General features: G+C 46.5%; 14 protein-coding genes. 13 read left to right on the top strand and 1 reads right to left on the bottom strand.

From position 1 onward, the window contains the following. Positions 1-123: 123 nt before the first annotated feature. Entirely contained in the window at positions 124-1,764 is a 1,641-nt protein-coding gene (locus BN93_RS11270) for a diphosphate--fructose-6-phosphate 1-phosphotransferase (protein WP_019188428.1), read from the bottom strand. Positions 1,765-2,084: 320 nt separating this feature from the next. On the opposite strand from BN93_RS11270, the gene BN93_RS11275 reads away from it, so the two are divergent. From BN93_RS11275 to serB, 13 genes are all read left to right on the top strand, one after another. Beyond that, positions 2,085-2,354 (top strand): hypothetical protein, encoded by a 270-nt coding sequence (locus BN93_RS11275; RefSeq protein WP_009229810.1) that lies wholly within the window; start codon positions 2,085-2,087, stop codon positions 2,352-2,354. A 184-nt stretch (positions 2,355-2,538) separates the two neighbouring features. Continuing rightward, positions 2,539-3,093: a 1-acyl-sn-glycerol-3-phosphate acyltransferase gene (locus BN93_RS11280; protein ID WP_044260570.1), complete on the top strand. Its 555-nt coding sequence runs from the start codon at positions 2,539-2,541 to the stop codon at positions 3,091-3,093. A 9-nt stretch (positions 3,094-3,102) separates the two neighbouring features. Further along, entirely contained in the window at positions 3,103-5,739 is a 2,637-nt protein-coding gene (locus BN93_RS11285) for a golvesin C-terminal-like domain-containing protein (RefSeq protein WP_019188431.1), read from the top strand. A gap of 19 nt (positions 5,740-5,758) precedes the next feature. Next, positions 5,759-6,076 (top strand): hypothetical protein, encoded by a 318-nt coding sequence (locus BN93_RS11290; protein WP_019188432.1) that lies wholly within the window; start codon positions 5,759-5,761, stop codon positions 6,074-6,076. Between the two features lie 98 nt (positions 6,077-6,174). Continuing rightward, positions 6,175-8,187, top strand: coding sequence for a YgiQ family radical SAM protein (locus BN93_RS11295; protein ID WP_019188433.1), 2,013 nt, complete (start codon positions 6,175-6,177; stop codon positions 8,185-8,187). Positions 8,188-8,261: 74 nt separating this feature from the next. Next, complete coding sequence (locus BN93_RS11300; protein WP_019188434.1) at positions 8,262-9,032, top strand: YaaA family protein; 771 nt, start codon at positions 8,262-8,264, stop codon at positions 9,030-9,032. 189 nt (positions 9,033-9,221) lie between these two features. Then, a complete protein-coding gene (locus BN93_RS11305) occupies positions 9,222-10,226 on the top strand; it encodes a lysylphosphatidylglycerol synthase transmembrane domain-containing protein (protein ID WP_019188435.1) in 1,005 nt (334 codons plus the stop codon). A gap of 43 nt (positions 10,227-10,269) precedes the next feature. Further along, complete coding sequence (locus BN93_RS11310; RefSeq protein ID WP_019188436.1) at positions 10,270-11,727, top strand: aminoacyl-histidine dipeptidase; 1,458 nt, start codon at positions 10,270-10,272, stop codon at positions 11,725-11,727. 8 nt (positions 11,728-11,735) lie between these two features. Beyond that, entirely contained in the window at positions 11,736-12,377 is a 642-nt protein-coding gene (locus BN93_RS11315) for a radical SAM protein (RefSeq protein ID WP_019188437.1), read from the top strand. A gap of 1,329 nt (positions 12,378-13,706) precedes the next feature. Beyond that, positions 13,707-14,537 (top strand): IS5 family transposase, encoded by an 831-nt coding sequence (locus BN93_RS11320; protein WP_019188439.1) that lies wholly within the window; start codon positions 13,707-13,709, stop codon positions 14,535-14,537. Positions 14,538-14,729: 192 nt separating this feature from the next. Next, entirely contained in the window at positions 14,730-15,050 is a 321-nt protein-coding gene (locus BN93_RS19075; protein WP_044260573.1) for a transposase, read from the top strand. A 916-nt stretch (positions 15,051-15,966) separates the two neighbouring features. Continuing rightward, positions 15,967-16,122, top strand: coding sequence for a hypothetical protein (locus BN93_RS18040; RefSeq protein ID WP_009229843.1), 156 nt, complete (start codon positions 15,967-15,969; stop codon positions 16,120-16,122). 5 nt (positions 16,123-16,127) lie between these two features. After that, positions 16,128-17,360 (top strand): phosphoserine phosphatase SerB, encoded by a 1,233-nt coding sequence (gene serB / locus BN93_RS11335; protein ID WP_019188440.1) that lies wholly within the window; start codon positions 16,128-16,130, stop codon positions 17,358-17,360. The last annotated feature ends 23 nt before the right edge of the window (positions 17,361-17,383 follow it).

Genomic DNA, 17,383 nt, shown 5'->3' on the forward strand with positions numbered 1-17,383 from the left:
AATGGGATTGAAAACAAAGCCCCAACAAAGCCTTTGGTTAGGGCTATAACTTGATGGTATAAGATGGAAGAGGGCAAGAACCCACCCCGCAAAGATGTGGGTTCTTGTCTTCACTGTGTAATGTTACGCTTGCTCGAGAAGCAATGTACGTGTGGGAACATCGCAAACCTCGCTTGGCCCCCAATATTGAATAGGACCAGGATAAATGTAGCAAGTGTTTTTGGCCCATTCGTCGCGTTTGGCTGCAAAAGCTTTGAAAGGTTTGCCGTCGAGTTCAACCAGAGCCTTGCGGATAACCGGTTTCATCTCGCCGCTACGTCTTTCCATGTTCATCATCATCGTGATGGGCACTCCGCCTGCTTTCCATTCATCTGCCTGGGCCGTGGTGTTCTTCACTACGGCCATGTAGCCCGTTTTGCCGCTGGCAATGAGCAACGCAGCACTTGTACCTAAGGCGTAACAGTAGTCGGCATCGAAATTAGAGGGAGCGGCGCAACGGCCTTCGTAACCCATGAAGTGGTGCAAAGCAGCGAAATGGCCGTGGTATTTGCCTTCCTTAGCCCATTCATCCAATTTGGCCTCTACCATTTCAGAAATAAGTTTCTCTGTCTCGATGAGCGATACCTGTACGTTGCCGTGCGGGTCGCGGTCGAGCGACAATTGGCGTGCAACACTATAGGGCAACGTTTCGAATGTTGCCTTATTCTCGGCCGAAAGGTGGGACATGATGTAAGCGCGTTGAGCGTCTTTGTCGAGGTCTTTATAGTCGGCACCATGTGCAGCCAGCAGGTCGTTCAGCTCATGGATAAGCCTGCCGATGGCTGGAACGAACTCGATAAGCCCTTCGGGGATGAGCACAACACCATAGTTTTGTCCGTTGGCTGCGCGATGTGCCACTGCCGAGGCAATCTCTTCGATGATATCGTTAAGCGTTAGGTCTTTGGCCTCCACCTCTTCGGAGATGATGCAGATGTTGGGTTGTGTTTGCAAGGCGCATTCCAAGGCGATATGCGATGCCGAACGTCCCATCAGCTTAATGAAATGCCAATACTTGCGGGCCGAATTGCAGTCGCGTTCGATGTTTCCGATAAGCTCGCTGTAAGTCTTTGTGGCAGTATCGAAACCGAAAGAAGTCTCAATCTGCTCGTTCTTCAAGTCGCCGTCGATAGTTTTGGGGCAACCGATAACTTGTACGCCGTAATTCTTGGCTGCATAATATTCGGCCAATACGCATGCGTTGGTGTTCGAGTCGTCGCCGCCGATAATAACGATGGCCTTAATGTCCAACTTGCGGATAATCTCTAAGCCCTTTTCAAACTGCTCGGTTGTTTCCAGTTTCGTACGTCCGCTACCAATCATGTCGAAACCGCCGGTGTTGCGATACTCGTCAATGAAGTCGGCCGTTATTTCAATGTAATTGTGGTCTACAAGTCCGCCAGGACCCATAAGGAAACCGTAAAGGCGGTTATTGGGGTTCAGGCGTTTCACTTCGTCGAACAATCCCGAAATCACGTTGTGACCGCCAGGTGCCTGTCCGCCGCTAAGTATAATGCCCACATTTATTTCTTTCGAAGGCATTTCGTCGCCTTGTACGAACTCAACCAAGGGCATTCCGTATGTGTTGGGGAACAATTTCTTAATCTCACCCTGATTGTCTACACTCTTTGTAGGAGCGCCCTCGCTCACTTTCACTGCACCTTGAAGTGCCTTTGGCAATTTGGGCTGGTAAGAAGCTCTCGCTTTCTGCAATGCACTTTTTTCCATTCTCTTATTTGAATTACTTAAATATGATAAAATTAAAACGTATGTACAAACTGTAAACAGTGATTAACGGCTATTTGCCACCAAACAAGACACGTTTGCAGCAAACCCATTTACTTCTTCTACTGCAAAAGTACCAAAATTGTTGCACACTCAAACAGAAAAACGCAACAAATGAAAATTAAGGCATATTTTTTTGCCCAAATAGTGTTTGGTATCATATTTTTTGTTATCTTTGGCTTTTGGTTGAAGGCCCATTGTGCAATCAACTGCAACAATCATTGTTTTAACGGGGCAGGGACACCCCTAAAATTTAATGCAGTATGAACAAAAGAGAATTGAAAAAAAGCGTGAACTATATTTGTTCCGAGCTGTTTGCGGAGGGCGTGGCCGCTTCGCTCTACTCCCAAAATGCCGATAAAGACAACATCAATGCGTTGCTGGCATCTATTATCAACATACAGAACGACTTTGTAAGGAGAATTTCGCACCCCGAGCCAGGCATGCCTGCAAAGGTGTTTTACAAACAGCTGATAAAGGATTTCAACAACACCGTTTCGGAAGTTATTGACCAAATAGCACACCTGCAATAGCCCGACATCAGGCCGAAGGTGAAAGATTAAGAGCCGAAAAGAAGAAATGAAGATAACAGTATAAGCTGCGAAGGACAAGCGTTCGAGAGAACAAGGCCTCGCTGCAATGGCTAACGATTGCCGTGGCGGCAGTTCGATATGCTGAAAAACAAAGTAAGAAATTACAGCTAGCAAACAACAAATAATGTTAAAGAATATCTGTGCGTGGTTACTATACCGACGTATGGGATGGAAAACCAACATCACGGTGGCACATCCGAAGAAGTATATCATCTGTTTGGCACCCCACACAAGCAACATGGACTTCCTTATTGGTCTGCTTTTCTCTAGGGCAGAAAACATGTCCAGCGGTTTTCTCATGAAAAGAGAATGGTTCTTTTGGCCACTCGGGCCGATATGGAGAAAGCTAGGCGGCATTCCTGTATGGCGCGATAAGAAATCGAGCATGACGGACAACCTTGCAGAATTGGCAAGAAAGGCAGAAACTTTCAGCATTTGCATCACACCCGAAGGGACGCGTTCGCTAAACCCCGATTGGAAAAAAGGCTTTTACTTCATCGCACAAAAGGCCGGCATACCTATCTTGCTATATGGCGTTGACTACGAACGCAAGCTGATTGAATGTACACGGATGATAGAACCAACGGGCGATGTAGAGGCCGACATGAAAGAGATTAAACTGTATTTCAAAAACTTCAAAGGCAAAAATCCTGAACTGTTCACCATTGGTGACGTGTAACACACAGAGATGAATAAGTTTCTTTTGTGGTGCAACCTGCTCGTAAGCGCATGCTTTACTAACGTAGCTTTGGCACAACCCAATGCCCTCTTGGTAGATTTAGACTATCAAGGACGCCCCTTAACCACCAACCTATCTAAGCCATTTAACATAACGGCAGGGCTGGGGGGCAGGCATTTATCCGTCTGGGCCAGTCATGGATTGTACTACGAAACCAAACGTAACTCGTGGCAATGGCAACGTCCGCCGCTCTTCGGAACTAACGAAGACCTCTTCACACCCACCATCGTGTTGCCCTATCTCATTCCCATGCTAGAAAAGGCAGGGGCAATAGTGTTGTCGCCAAGAGAGCGCGACCTACAAACAGAAGAGGTGATTGTGGACAACGATGCCAACAACAATCATATATATAACCATATATATAAGGAGAAGAACGGACTGCACCATTGGCGAAACACAACTGCAAGCGGCTTTGCCAACCCAAGAACAACCTATGCCGACGGCGAGAATCCGTTTTTAATGGGAACGGCACGAATGGCACGAACCGTTCAACGAGAAGACAAACGAAGTGAAATCGCCTTCATCCCCCAAATTAAGAACGATGGGGAAAAAGCCGTTTATGTTTGTTACCAAACACTGCCCGAAAGTACAGACAATGCACAATACACCGTATATCACAAAGGCCAGGCCACTACTATCAGCGTAAACCAACGCATGGGAGGCGGAACGTGGGTGTATCTAGGCACATTCGACTTTGGCAAGGGGTGTTCTGAAAACAATTGTGTGGTGCTAAACAATGTCTGTACAAGGGATGGAATGGTAACGGCCGATGCCGTTCGTTTCGGTGGAGGCATGGGAAACATCCATCGCGGAGGAAACATTAGCGGTGTGCCAAGAGCTTTGGAAGGGGCTAGGTACGCCGCACAATGGTATGGCGCGCCGCAAGAAGTGTACAGTTCGAAAGAAGGTCGCGATGATTATGGTGACGATGTAAACGCTCGCGGCCTAATAAGCAATTGGTGGGCAGGTGGTTCCGTGTTCTTACCAACAAAGCCTGGGCTGGGCATTCCCATTGAGTTATGCTTGGGAATACACAGCGATGCAGGGGCAGATAGGCAAAGCAGGAATCTCGTTGGCTCGCTGGCCATCTGCACTTCGTACTTTAACGATGGGCGATTGTCCACTGGTGTAACGCGAAACCTATCGTTGAACTTCGCCGAAAGCATGCTCGAGACAATCCACAACGACTTAGTGCAAAAGTTTGGAAGATGGGAAATTCGTGAGCTTATCGACAAGAACTATTCGGAAACACGAATGCCCGACATTCCTTCGGCTATCTTAGAGACACTGTCGCACCAGAATTTCCCCGACATGCGGCTAGGTCACGACCCCAACTTCAAGTTCACTTTGGCGCGCGCCGTGTACAAAAGCATCCTCCGTTTTATCTGCAACCAACATGCAACAACGGCCATTGTCAGTCCACTTGCACCCTCAAACTTCCACATAAACTACCTCTACAACGGCCGAATAAAGCTGGGATGGAGCGAAACGGAAGACGAATTGGAACCCACGGCTAAGCCAACGGGCTACATATTATATACGGCTATCGACTCGGCTGGCTTTGACAACGGCCGAATGATTAAGCAAAACGAGATTGAACTCGCCCTGCGTCCCCACTCAACATATAGCTTTAAGGTGGCGGCAGTTAACCAAGGGGGCGAGAGTTTCACATCCGAAACCCTCTCGGCCTATTACCAACCAGAGGCCTCCAGCACCATTTTAGTGGTCGATGGGTTCGACAGGCTTTCCTCGCCTGCTGTAATCAGCACGCCACTACAACAGGGTTTCGACCTAAACGAAGACCTCGGAGTGAGCTTGGGCACACAAGCGGCATGGGTTGGCTACCAACAGAACTTCAACAAAAGGGCTGCTGGCGTTGACGGATGGCAGGGATTGGGATACAGCGACACAAGTTTGCAAGGGCAATTGGTTGCAGGCAATGACCAAAACACCGCCCGAACACACGTTGAAGACATTGCGGCAATAAAGAAATATAATGTGGTATCGGCATCTATGAAGGCCGTTGAGAAAGGATTATGCAACCTTTCGCGCTATCAATGTATAGACATTGCATTGGGCTTACAGCGCAACGACGGCCATTCGCTCGTGAAATACAAGACATTCACGCCCACCGTTCAAAAGATTATACGCGAATACAGTTGCAATAACGGTCGGTTGATTGTAAGCGGAGCATACGTTGGCACCGACATGAGGGACTCGTTAGAGCAAGTTTTCTTGGCCGATGTATTCAAGGCATCGTTCGAAGGTACGGTGCGAACAGACACACTGCTCGCAGCCATCAGGCCTTTGGCGAGCGATACAGATTCTATTCCGCGTGACAGCGTTGTGGCCTTGCTCTACAAATCGCCCAACGCCGTGCACTATGCGCCCCAAATGGTAGACGTGTTAACCCCATTAGACGATGCCACAACGGGCTATCGCTACGCTGGATGGTGGCCTGCATCAGTGGCTTACGTGGCAGGCAGTCGGCGAAGTCATCTTTTCGGTTTTCCGTTAGAGTGCATCAAAGACCGCGAGGACCGCAGGCGGATAATGGCCGAAACCATCGACACGATAATGAAGTAATAATTAAACCAATACAGATATGTATAAAATTCAAGCCAATAATTCGGGAACGCGAACCATCGACGTAAGCGACCTGCACTTGGAAACGATTGACAAGTACGCCTTACTCAAAAACCTTGTAGACAGCAATGGTATCATTGATGAGGAGGTTTTAGACAAGTTGAAGTATAACGTAAGGTCGTTGTTAGAGTCGGAAACAGGTAAAGACAAAGCGCTGTTAGACCTCTGTCTCGACGTTATCTATAACAACAACATGAAAGCCTTTGGCTTACACCAGCTAGTGTTGCTCTATATCGAGTGGAAGACCAACGCAAACAAGTCTTCGGTAACAGAATAAAGTACGTTTTTTCGTTAAAATAAATTCTAATGTAAAGACAAGAATTACGGCTCGTTAACTCGTAAACCCGCTAACTTGTCAACAGATTAAGAACTGCATTGAACAATTACAGGTTAACAGACTTCTTACCCACCACAAAGAAAGAATGCGAACTAAGGGGATGGGAACAGCTAGACGTCATCCTCTTTTCGGGTGATGCGTACGTCGATCACCCCTCTTTTGGCGTGGCCGTTATTGGCCGTTGCCTTGAAGCGGCGGGCTATAAGGTGGCCATTGTGCCGCAACCCGACTGGCATGGCGACTATCGCGACTTCAAAAAATTAGGCGTTCCGCGCCTGTTCTTCGGCATTTCGCCAGGCTGCATGGACTCGATGGTAAATAAATACACGGCCAATAAGCGACTCCGTTCAGAAGATGCGTATAGTCCAGACGGCCGACACAACTGCCGTCCAGACTATCCTACGGTGGTATATACGCAAATACTCAAAGAGCTTTACCCCGACGTGCCTGTGGTTTTAGGAGGCATTGAGGCCTCTATGCGCCGACTTACACACTACGACTATTGGCAAGACAAGGTGAGAAAGTGCATTCTATGCGACTCGAAAGCCGACATCATACTCTATGGTATGGGCGAAAAGTCGATTTTAGAGCTGTGTGCTAGTCTCGAAAACGGGCAGCACATTAGCACCATTCACCATATTCCGCAAACCGTTTTCATGGTCGACAAGAACAGCGTTCCTGGCGGAATAACCGATAAAGACATCATTTTGAACAGCCACGAGGCCTGCCTGAAAGACAAACGCAAGCAAGCCGAAAACTTCAAACACATTGAAGAAGAGGCCAATAAGGTGCATGCACAACGCCTTTTGCAAGAAGTAGACGGCATGTATGCCGTGGTTAACCCACCCTACCCCACACTCACGACCCAAGAATTAGACGCCACTTTCGACCTGCCTTATACTCGCTTGCCCCACCCCAAGTACAAAAACAAGCGCATTCCAGCCTACGAGATGATTAAATTCTCGGTAAACATGCACCAAGGATGTTTCGGGGGATGCTCGTTCTGCACCATTTCAGCCCACCAAGGCAAGTTCGTGGTGTGCCGTTCGAAAGAAAGTATACTGAAAGAGGTGAAGAAAGTGGCACAAATGCCCGACTTCAAGGGCTATCTTTCGGACCTAGGCGGACCATCGGCCAACATGTATGGCATGGCTGGGCGCAACAAAAAAGCGTGCGAAGTGTGCAAACGGCCGTCGTGTATCAATCCCGAAATATGCCCAAACCTCAATACCGACCACTCGAAACTCATCGAAATATATCGTGCCGTAGATGCTTTACCAGAGATAAAGAAAAGCTTTATCGGAAGTGGCGTACGCTACGACTTGCTGCTCCACAAGAGCAAAGACAAGAAAGTGAACGATGCCGCGATGGAATATACTAAGGAGTTGATACGACATCATGTAAGTGGACGTCTTAAAGTGGCTCCCGAACACACCAGCGATGAGGTGTTGCGTAGCATGAGAAAGCCAAGTTTCACACAGTTTGAGGAGTTTAAGCGCATCTTCGACAAGATAAATGAGGAGGAAAATCTTAGGCAACAAATCATTCCTTACTTCATGAGCAGCCATCCTGCGTGTAAGGAGGCAGACATGGCCGACTTGGCCGTGCGTACCAAAAGGCTTGACTTCCATCTCGAACAGATACAAGACTTCACCCCAACGCCCATGACCGTGAGCACCGAGGCATGGTACACAGGTTACGATCCTTACACGCTTGAACCCGTTTTCAGTGCCAAAACGCCCAAAGACAAGAACAACCAAAGGCTATTTTTCTTTTGGTATAAGAAGGAAGAAAGGCAAAACATCGAGCGCGAACTTAGGAAAATTGGTCGCCCCGAACTGATTAACGAACTTTATTCCTCAAACGATTGGGGCAGACAGCAAAGTTCGGGCAAAGGCAAGAAAGATGATAAGAACCATCGTGAGCATAAAAACAGCCGCACGGAAAAGGCTTACGAGCCCAAACCTTCGCCTAAAACGGCTGAAAGAAAATCGTTCAACCCAAATTTTTGCAACGGTAAGCCGAACAAGTCGAAAGGTAAACGAAGATAAGCCACGGTAATATTGCTCTGCCATTGGCTTTATCAACACATTTAAAAAGCGATATACACAACCCACTTTAAAGCATGCAAATACTTCTATCGTGCGCCAAAGACATGGCCACAAAGCCCATAACATTCCCTAACGAACGTGCCAACGAACCGCATTTCATCGCAGCAGCCAAGGAAATTGCGACCGAGATGATGAACTTTTCAACGGAAGAATTGGAAGAAATGCTCAAAATTAACAGCAAGCTAGCCAACCAAAATTGGCTCAGGTATCAGCATTTTCTACAAGCAGGCGACACTTCGCACGCTGCTCTTGCATTCACAGGCATGGCCTACAAGCACCTGAAAGCGAGCAGTTTCAACCAAGAAGACATTTGCTTTGCCAACCAACACCTTTGGATAACCTCCTTTCTATACGGACTTTTACGGCCACTCGATGCCATAAAGCCACATCGTTTGGAAGGTTATGTGCGCTTACAAAACCACGACGACATACGACTATTCGACTATTGGAAACCTCGCCTTACCCAACTTTTCATCCAATCAATCAGCAACGACAATGGCATGCTTGCCTATCTTGCAAGCGAAGAGATGAAATCGCTCTTCGATTGGAATGAGGTAAAGAAGAAAGTAAAAATCTTCGAGCCCCAATTCATGGTCGAGAATGCCCGTGGCAGAAAAACAATTGTGGTGTACACAAAGATGTGTCGCGGGGCAATGGCCAACTACATCATCACAAACAAGATAACCAATACCGACGATTTGCTCGCTTTCGAATACGAAGGGTTTAAGTTTGCAGAGTGGATTGACAATGGTAAAACGCCACTTTTCGTCCTCGGCGCACCCTAAACCGCTTTCTTCTGTTGCCTTTTTTAAGCGCGTTCTCGCAACTAATTGTAAGTCAAACACGGCTTATCTCATGGCGACAGAAACACAATAAGAAGTATTTTATCAGCATAAAGGCCACAAAAACGCCCTGTTTCGTTTTGCACTTTCAACGATTTGCATTATTTTTGCAGGGTATTAATACAAGAAAAATTGAAAATCAAACGAATTATAAACGACACATTCAAGGTTGCCCTATCGCTCTTCCTCGGCGGAGCGATATTGTATTGGATGTATCGTGGCTTTGATTTAAAGCAGGTTGAGCGCGTTATGCTCCACGAAATGAACTGGACTTGGATGCTGCTTTCATTCCCCTTTGGCATCATGGCGCAAGTGTTCAGGGGATGGAGATGGCGACAGACACTCGAACCTATGGGCGAAAAGCCCAGGGCATCGACAGCCATACATGCCATATTCGTTTCGTATGCCGTAAGCTTAGTTATCCCCCGAATAGGCGAGTTTGCCCGTTGCGCAGTGCTTAGGCGATATGATAAGATAGACTTTGCTAAGGCATTGGGAACCGTTGTTACCGAACGTGCCATCGATTCGCTACTGGTATTGGCCATTGCAGCCATTACCCTGCTGGCACAAGTGAGCATCTTCGACAGCTTTTTCACCAAAACAGGGACGAGCCTACATGCCATTGTCGGCCAATTCTCAACCACAGGCTACATCGTTACGGGCATTTGCGCCATCGCAGTCGGCGTATTGCTGCACTTCTTGCTGAAAAGGATGGCCATATATAATAAGGTGAAAGAAACGGTAAAGGGCATTTGGCAAGGCATCAACTCGATAAGGAAGGTGCGCAACAAGTGGCTCTTCGCCTTTTTCACCTTGGCTATATGGGGCAGTTATTTTCTGCACTACTATCTAACCTTCTATTGTTTCGAGTCAACAGCAGGTTTAGGCATGGCTTGTGCAATGGTTACGTTTGTGGTTGGCAGCATGGCGGTAGTGGTTCCAACGCCCAATGGGGCTGGCCCTTGGCACTTCGCCGTGAAAACCATGCTCATCTTATATGCCGTAGATAGCACAGCCGCACTCAATTTTGTGCTTATCGTGCATTCGGTTCAAACGCTCTTGGTTATTCTCCTTGGCGTTTACGGATGGATGGCATTGGCTTTCTCGCACTCAAAGCGTGCACCAACAGTCGAATAACCAAATCATACATATATTTTACTAACTTTTAAACAACCGTTTTATGAGTGAAATTAAAAATTTAAAGCCTGAAAGCATTTGGCGTAACTTCTACAATCTTACGCAAGTACCACGTCCGTCAGGACATTTAGAGAAAGTTAAGACCTTTCTTCTGAACTTCGCTAAGGAAGTGGGCGTAGAAGCATTCGTTGATTCTGCCAACAATGTGGTGATGAGAAAGCCGGCATCGCCTGGCATGGAAAATCGAAAAACCATAACCCTACAAGCGCACATGGACATGGTTCCGCAGAAATCGGCCGACAGTACACATAATTTCGAGACCGACCCTATTGAAACATGGATTGACAACGAGTGGGTTAGGGCAAAGAATACAACGCTGGGTGCTGATAACGGAATTGGCGTTGCTGCCATCATGGCCGTTATGGAAGACAAGAGTTTGAAACATGGACCAGTTGAAGGACTTATCACGGCCGATGAGGAAACAGGCATGTATGGTGCCAACGACCTGCCCGCCAACGAGCTGCAAGGCGACATCCTACTTAATCTCGACTCCGAAACATGGGGTTGTTTTGTAGTGGGCAGTGCCGGCGGTGTGGACGTTACCGCTACGCGCAACTACAAAGAAGTGCCCGTAAACAAAGACAGGGTGGCCTTAAAAGTTACCATCAAGGGTTTGAAAGGGGGACACTCAGGATTGGAAATACACGAAGGCAGAGCCAATGCCAACAAGCTAATGGCACGCGTTGTGGCCAAGTTGGTTGCCGAATGCGGTGCCGAACTTGCCACTTGGCATGGCGGAAACATGCGCAACGCCATTCCTTATAAGGCTGAAACCTTAGTTACGCTCCCCGCAAACAATGAGGATAAGGCCTGCGCACTTATCAACGAGATGAAGACGATGTTCGAAACAGAATATCGTTTCGTTGAAAATCAAGTGGAACTATTTGCTGAAAAAGCTCCCCTACCTGAGAAACAAATGGATGCCACCGACAGAGACATCGTGATAAGAGCCATTTTCGGATGCCACAACGGCGTTTTACGCATGATACCTGCCATACCAACGGTTGTTGAAACCTCGTCTAACTTGGCCATCATCGACATCGAAGACGGGAAAGCCAGGTTCCTAATGTTAGCTAGGAGCTCAAGCGAAACAATGAAGGCGTACATCTGCGACACGCTTAAAGGCACGCTCACATTAGGCGGCTTTGATGTGAAACTCAGCGCAGACTATCCTGGTTGGGACCCGAACACCGACAGCGAGATACTTAACCTGATGCAACGCTTGCACAAGCAACTATTTAACGAGGACGCCATCGTTAAGGTAGACCATGCAGGTTTGGAGTGTTCCATCATTCTTAATAAGTATCCGCACATGGATGTTGTTTCCTTTGGGCCAACCATCCGTTCGCCCCACAGTACCAGCGAACGCTGCCTACACGAAACCGTTGTGCCTTTCTGGAACTTGTTGAAGAAGATTTTGGAAGAAGTTCCACAAAAATAAACCACTGGATGGCAAACAGAACCAACGACGCCAAAGTTCCCCTCATAGGGATTGACAGGCATCGCATAGCAACCGACGGGCATGGAGTTACCACGCTCGTCGGTTTCTTCGGTTGTCCGTTACACTGCAAGTTCTGCCTAAACGACCAGTGTCACGACACGCGCAGACGTTGGCGACGGCTGTCGCCACAAGCGTTATACGACGAGTTAAAACAAGACGAATTGTATTTTCTTGCCACAGGTGGCGGCGTAACCTTTGGCGGTGGCGAACCATGTTTGCAAAGTCGTTTCATCAAAGCATTCAGAAACATCTGCGGACCTGCATGGAACATCACGGTGGAAACAAGCCTATACGTTCCACAAAACCACTTGCGGCGTTTGCTAAACGTAGTAAACACATACATTGTGGACATTAAAGACCTTAATCCAGACATCTACCTAGAATATACCAGCAAAGACATCGGCTTACTAAAAGAAAACCTGCAATGGCTTACAGCACACGTGGCGAAGGAGGATATCTTTGTGCGCGTTCCTAGCATACCTAACCACAACACGCCAGAAAACATCGAATACAGCATTGAAGAACTGAAAAAACTAGGCCTTGTTAATATCGAATGTTTCGATTACATTAACCCGAAACAAGTGAAATAAGGGAACGTTTCCACCCCATCCGCCCCAACAACTGTCGCAAATGCCTTTTCTCTTACCTGCAATTACACACCCTACACAGCCTGAACTCCCTCTATCAACATTAAACAGCCGATTGTTGGCGATATAAATCTTTATGGGATAATCTTTCAATAGTCAAACAGAATTGGATTTAGAAAGCCACAAATGAAGCGTAGGCAAACAACACACCAACTTTTACACCGCGTAAGGCCTTGTTAATGCCATGCTGTACACACGTTGCATTCTTCTATCAGCTATTTTCCAAAAGCAATTCTGATTGACTATAACAAACCAGAACACAGTCGCGCAAAGATACTGAACAAGAGCCGTAAGGCTGTAAAATATTTGTACCAACTTTTAACATTGTGAGTGGCTTCGCCGCAAAATTTCCGAGCAGTGGTTGGATTTTCGCGCGTATTTTTCAAGTTTGTAACTGTTTGGTATATTGTAATTTACGACAAATAATACACAAAAACATGTTGTTTAGCACACTTTATGGCTATAGAACGTCAATAAATGCACCGGCAAGAGCCAACAAGCCTTCATCATCCAAAATGGTTAAAATACCCATAAATAGCACCTAAAATACTGCTTTACATGGATTTTGGGTGGGTTTTGCTGCATTTGGCCTCGCGTTTTGGTGCAAAATGCAATGCGTTTTGGTGCATATTGCAGTGCGTTTTGGTGCAAAATGCAGTGCGTTTTGGTGCATATTGCAATGCGTTTTGGTGCAAAATGCGTTGCAACATCAGGCGCATAGACTCCATTTTCTAGTAGTTGTGGATGCAAATTTGGGAGAAATTTCCTTCAAAGAGAAATGCAAAAGCATAGTAAATGGCCAAAAATGGTGGGGATAAGCCCTCAAAAATAGCTGGAATTTTATCCCTTGGGCGCATTTTATATAGCTTTTAGCAGGTGTTTTTTGCTAGAATGGTTCGGACAACAAGCACGGTTTGTAAAATATATTTATTGTTTTAACAAAACGTTAATAGGTGCTTTCGTAGATAAGAACAACGGCTATTGTTTTGCCTAAACAATAAGGATAAGCTGCTCATACCAAATCGGGGTGCAAGAAACATCGATTGTTTTTGCAAGGAAATAAAATGAAAGGGGGCTCAGGTTTGGCTTGCGACCGAGATGAATAACACCGAAGAGAGACAGCAGCAATACAGGAAAAAATTGTTCTTTTTGAGTATTCCCTAAGCTTAATTATCTTTCTATTGTTTGAAGTCATCTAGACTTTTAAAATCTCTACAAATTGAGAGGAGTTTATTATCTTTGTACTGTAAAACCAAGATAAACACTCCTCTCATGTACGAAGTACTGGACAAAGATACAATAAAATCTGAGATCTTGCCATATTTGTCGGTGGCAAAACGCGGTTATGTGACAAAAAGTGACCTGGTGGAGGTCATTCAGTGCATTCTCTACAAGCTGAAAACGGGCTGTCAGTGGCACATGTTTCCCGTTTCAGCCATCTTCACGGGGAGGGTTTTGAGCTACAAGAGCGTGTATGCCCATTTCCGCAAGTGGTCGAGGAACGGCGAATGGAAAAAGGTTTGGGGCATGATATTGAGCCGTCACAGGTGTTTCTTGGACATGTCCAGTGTGGATTTGGACGGCAGCCACACCACCACGCTTCGCGGTGGGGAGTGCTGTGGATACCAAGGACGCAAGAAAAGGACGACCACCAACGCCATCTATGTCACAGACCGGCAAGGCATACCGCTTGCCATGTCCACACCTGTTTCGGGTTCTCACAACGACCTTCACAACATCTCCCAGGTTCTTCAGGATTTGTTCGCAGGTATTAAGAACTCTGGCTTGTCCGTATCGGGACTCTTTCTCAATGCAGATGCCGGCTTTGACTCTGCACTATTCAGGCGAGGTTGCCATCAGCAGGAGGTGTTCCCAAACGTCGCCTTCAACAAGCGGAGAGGTATGCCAAGAGATGACGAGTTACTTGATGAGCTGCTTTACAAGGAGAGATACAGCATTGAAAGGACTAATGCGTGGATGGACTCATACAGGAGCGTGCTCAACAGGTTCGATACCACACAAACCAGTTGGGAGGGATGGAACTACATCGCATTCATACTGATTTTTCTGAAAAAGATAAGAAAGAGGGAAAGGTCTAGATGACTTCTTTATGTATAAACAATTAACCTCGATGCAAAGGCCGCAAACATTAACTTTGCTCCTAAGAAAACCGCAAGAGAAGAGAGTTCGCACATTGTGGGCATCTGCCAATCTGCACTATGTCGTGAGATGCGGTGCAAGAGTAGCCAGTTGGGTAAATATGCCTGATTCGAGGCACACAATTAAGGCTATGGAGTGGCGAAAGCGTTCCACGCACAATGCCATTGCTGCACGCTCCCTGCGCATGGCTCTCACAAAGAGCACCACCAAGTACCCGGAAAGGCTATCCTTGACCCGCAGGCACAGAAGATCTGCAACTTGGGATTCAAGAGTTTCAACGCAATTGCAGCTACCTCATACGAGCATTATAGCTGTGTGTTCAACTTCTTCGTCAACAGGGCAACAAACACATTCGCCAAATCTTTCAATTCAAAGACAAAGGCTTTCGAGGGTACTCAGAGAGGAGTGACAGGGGTAAAGTTCTTCATGTTTAGACTTTCAAAGATTAATGCGTAGCCCCATAAATGCCGCAAAACACAGTGCGTTTTGGTGCTAAATGCAATGCGTTTAGGTGCAAAACGCAAGGTAAAATGGTGCAAAATGCAGTGTGTATTGCAGCTAAATGTAAGTTGATAAGCATAAATATCTGCAGAAATGGTATAAATAAAACCTCTTAGAGCCATGAAAAATATGGCTGAAAAAGGCGAAATAGTCGTTAAAAAGTGGCATTTGGGGGGCTAAAAGCAGGTAATTGGGCTTGAAAAAATACGAGGTGGCGACCAAACTAGAAAGGTAAAATGGTGCAAAATGCAAGTTCTGTTCTTAAAAACGGACAAGACCAAAGACGTGAAAGGCTAGAAATTGTGGCAATTTACCCACTTTACAGCCTATATTTTCGCTAGAATGGAGCGGAAATTAGAGTGACTTTGTAAAGATAAAGACAAAAATTTAAGTTTTTGGGGATTGCTGATCTTGTGGGTTGATGAGCTTGTGAATTGATGAACTCGTGAGTGGATGAGCTTGTGAGTGGATGAGTTCGTGAGTTGATGTGCTTGAGAGTGGATGTAATCGTGAGTGGACGCAATCGTGTGTCGATGAGCTTGTGAACCTGTGAGTTGATAAATTCTTGAATTTGTACGTTGGTGAATTGATATGTTTGGCTGTTGTTGGGTTTTCGTGAGCCATAAGCCAGCGAGTTGATTTGTGGGGCACTTCGTATATGGGAAGCGGGCTCATCTTATGTTGGCATCGAAAAGACAACAAACTCCTCACAATTATAGAAATAACAAAAGTCGAGACTGTTTCAATGTAAGAAGTGGGTTGGGGCTAGGCCCTAACCCACTTCTTTATATACACGTATCTGCAAAACTTCTGTCTGCATTGTGTGCATTTCGGTATTTATGCGTATCTTTGCCTTTGTAAAAAGTTACACATGGCAAAAACATTCACCACATTCGGCCATTCGTCCGACGAGTTTCGTCGTGATGAATTGGTACGCAAAATAGAACATGCACTGCAAGAGCTCACCCTCGGCGAACTTGAAGCGCTGTATTACGACATGATTTCGAAAGACTATCTAAGAGACTAGGGCTTATGAACACGAAAAAGAATAAGGAAGAGCAGATACTTATCCGCATTACCGGACAAGACCGACCAGGGTTAACCGCCTCTGTAATGAAAATCCTAGCGCGTTACGATGCACAGATATTAGACATCGGACAAGCCGACATTCATAGTTCGCTGTCGTTGGGAGTGCTTATCCGTATCGACGACAAACACTCTGGTCAAGTAATGAAAGAACTTCTCTTTAAGGCCACTGAATTGAACGTACACATTGGCTTTGAACCCATTGGCGACCAGCAATATGAAGATTGGGTTCACGGACAAGGCAAAAATCGCTATATACTTACCCTTATTGGCCGTAGCCTTTCGGCCAAACAGATTGAGGCGGCCACAAAAGTAATATCGTCGCAAGGGTTCAACATCGACTCCATCCTTAGGTTAACGGGCCGTATCAGCATTATGAACCCCGACAAGAACGTGCGCGCTTGCATTGAGTTCTCGTTGCGAGGAACGCCACAAGACCGCTCGGCCATGCAGAAACAACTAATGGCCCTCTCAGCCGAAATGGGTATCGACTTCTCGTTTCAGAAAGACGACATGTACCGTCGCATGCGTCGCCTGATATGCTTTGACATGGATTCAACCCTCATCCAAACAGAATGTATTGACGAATTAGCCATGCGTGCTGGCGTTGGAGATAAGGTAAAGGCCATTACCGAGAGTGCCATGCGAGGCGAGATAGACTTTAAAGAAAGTTTCAGGAAACGCGTTGCCCTGCTCAAAGGCCTTGATGTCGGGGTGATGAAAGACATTGCCGAACACATGCCTATTACCGAAGGCGTTGACAGGTTGATGGCGGTACTGAAACGATATGGCTACAAAATCGCCATATTAAGCGGCGGATTTACCTATTTTGGTGAGTTCCTGCAACACAAATATGGTATAGACTACGTATATGCCAACGAGTTGGAGGTCGGCGACAACGGAAAACTGACTGGAAACTACGTGGGAGAAATAGTAGACGGGCATCGCAAGGCCGAACTGTTGAAACTTATTGCGCAAGTGGAAAAGGTAAATTTAGCACAGACCATCGCCGTTGGCGACGGTGCAAACGACTTGCCCATGATTTCAGAGGCGGGACTTGGCATAGCCTTCCATGCCAAACCGCGCGTTGTGGCCAATGCCCAGCAGTCTATCAACACCATCGGACTAGACGGTGTGCTCTACTTCCTTGGCTTTAAAGACAGCTACATCAATGCCTAAACAGGCACAATGCACACAAAAAC

Source organism: Prevotella conceptionensis 9403948 (assembly GCF_000312305.1).
In the GTDB taxonomy this organism is placed as follows: Bacteria; Bacteroidota; Bacteroidia; order Bacteroidales; family Bacteroidaceae; genus Prevotella; species Prevotella conceptionensis.